This window comes from Candidatus Culexarchaeum yellowstonense (assembly GCF_024707025.1).
Classification (GTDB): domain Archaea; phylum Thermoproteota; class Methanomethylicia; order Culexarchaeales; family Culexarchaeaceae; genus Culexarchaeum.
Window position 1 is genome coordinate 1 of record NZ_JANGFQ010000236.1, and the last position, 2,209, is coordinate 2,209.

Genomic DNA, 2,209 nt, shown 5'->3' on the forward strand with positions numbered 1-2,209 from the left:
TGGATTCTTCATGGTGATGCCCATAGCATGGATAATTACCTCCATAGCCTTCTTCAAACTGAAAAGTGTTAAAGTGAAATGAAATCACCTTTAAACGAACAGCAAAATGCATATCAATTCACTTAACCTATTCACGAATAAAAATAGCTTTAATTATGTAGACCATATTAATATGGAAACAGTTATACTTGAAGTATCCGTTAACCATTAATCTCAAATTATGAAACTCCCTCTCTGAATTATCCTTCCATCCTTCAAATTGAGTTCAAGCCCCCAAGTTTCTAGAGTTGGTGCTCCAATTATCAAATCTGGTAGTAATCTCCTTTCACCCTCCAAAACAACCTCTTTAACAATATTCCTCGTCAAATAGATTCTATCTTCGATCAAGTATCCATCGATTAGTATTTGTGAATCCACATAATCATCAATCAATATCTTTTGCCCATTTAAGAGTGAAGCCTCCCTAGGTTTACTTAAAAATTTAAATTTAACATCGCCCGAAAAGCTCCTTCAACCTCCCATACCCCATAATTGTGAAATTCGAGCCAGAATCAAATAATGCTAAAAGCCTGGAAATCTTTCCATCAATATTCACTTCCACATATTTCAAAATTAGCATTTCAACCACTAAAATATTTGATTAAACTCTCCATTTTAAACCTTCACAATAGATAGATACGTGGAAAGTTTTCGTAAGCCATTTACCCCCATTATATGGGTTTCAGCATGTTAAGTGGAAAGCGCCAACAACTCGTTTACCATCCCTTAAAAGTTCATTGAAGATTTTGTAAGCTTCACTTGTAGGTTGAGTTATAAGCTTTACCCCTCTTTCTCTCAAAGCTTTTTCAACTTCTGGCAGAACTTTTACAAGCCCAGAGTAGCCTGTACCAATAACCAACACTTCCGGAAGGGGAGTCTTATTGAAAACCTCTTTTAAATCTTCCACGCAGACTTCATGACCCTTCCTCCTCCACCATCCACTTAGAACAGTTTCAGGGAAAACTATAAGGTCACTCGTATAACGTTTACCATTTACAACCATAACTCCAAAATCATAGAATTCAATAAACCCATCTTTCACAAGAATCCTAGTTTAAAGTGGAATATTAAAGCCTAACGCTTAAACATCGTGGAGGGGATTGTTGTTTAAATAGGTTTACCCTCAAACTATCATTGATGTTGGTGGTATATGCTTAAACTTTATCTCATCACCCTCAATGTATATTCCATAACTTTCCATGATGTTCAATCCTATAATTGCATCCGCAACTAAATCTTCAACAACTCCAATAAAATGAGAGGGTTTTTCACGAGTGAATCTTCCTAGGCGTAATATCCCCCTTCCAATTTAAAATCCATATTCCATACTCCTTTGCAAGATCTATTGCTTCTGGAGTTGCATAATCAGTATAGATTACCTTTATAATTTTGGGCTTGATCAACTCAGGCTTCACTTCCCTTAAGAACTTTATCTTCTCCTCCAATTCTTCCACCAATCTTCTCCCAAGCCTAACAGTTGCTTCACCTATCACGCAAATGTCATCTGATGAACCATAAATGTTTATCTCCTTATCATCAACAAAAATTCTGCCAAGCTTTATATCCAATCCCAATTCATCCTTCAATCTCCTCCCCACCACATCAAGACTCTCCTCTTCAATGGTGATTGTCAACCTATCTATAGTTGCTGCAAGTCTAGCTTGAGTTACCTTTAAGCCTCTAACCTCCTCCCACAATTTATTCTGATTTTCCCACAGCTTATTCTGTCCTTCTCTTAATGCTTTGACCTCTTCCCATAGTTTATTCTGTCCTTCTCTTAATGATTTCAATTCTTCCCAGAGTTTGTTTTGATTTTCCCATAACCTATTTTGCCCTTCCCTCAAAGCTTTGATTTCCTCCCACAATTTGTTTTGATTCTCCCATAATTTGTTCTGTCCTTCTCTTAATGATTTTATTTCCTCCCAAAGTCTATTCTGATTTTCCCAAAATTTATTTTGATTCTCCCAAAGCTTATTTTGCCCCTCCCTTAAGCTCTTGACTTCTTCCCAAAGTCTATTCTGGTTTTCCCACAGTTTGTTCTGCCCCTCCTCCAATCTATCAAGCCTCTTCAAAATCTCGGATAAACCTAAATAGCCAGCAACAGCATACCTAAACTCCAAATCCCTATCCAAAAGTTTAAGGAACTCTTCCTTCAACTTATCCATTCATG

Annotated in this window: 4 protein-coding genes; all 4 read right to left on the reverse strand. The window is 36.8% G+C overall.

Annotated features, from left to right (window positions below):
* Window positions 1-213: 213 nt before the first annotated feature.
* Window positions 214-432 carry a hypothetical protein gene (locus MRT15_RS11900; protein WP_304330495.1) on the reverse strand — a complete coding sequence of 73 codons (219 nt, stop codon included), beginning with the start codon at window positions 430-432 and terminating at the stop codon, window positions 214-216.
* Between the two features lie 55 nt (window positions 433-487).
* Window positions 488-619: a hypothetical protein gene (locus tag MRT15_RS11905; protein WP_304330496.1), complete on the reverse strand. Its 132-nt coding sequence runs from the start codon at window positions 617-619 to the stop codon at window positions 488-490.
* Window positions 620-721: 102 nt separating this feature from the next.
* Window positions 722-1,081, reverse strand: coding sequence for an Mth938-like domain-containing protein (locus MRT15_RS11910; protein ID WP_304330497.1), 360 nt, complete (start codon window positions 1,079-1,081; stop codon window positions 722-724).
* 226 nt (window positions 1,082-1,307) lie between these two features.
* Complete coding sequence (locus MRT15_RS11915) at window positions 1,308-2,204, reverse strand: hypothetical protein (RefSeq protein ID WP_369684984.1); 897 nt, start codon at window positions 2,202-2,204, stop codon at window positions 1,308-1,310.
* Window positions 2,205-2,209 lie beyond the last annotated feature (5 nt).

Coding starts and splice junctions, on each gene's coding strand:
- MRT15_RS11905 (WP_304330496.1), bottom strand. CDS start 619: ATGCTAATTTTGAAATATGTGGAAGTGAATATTGATGGAAAGATTTCC.
- MRT15_RS11915 (WP_369684984.1), bottom strand. CDS start 2,204: ATGGATAAGTTGAAGGAAGAGTTCCTTAAACTTTTGGATAGGGATTTG.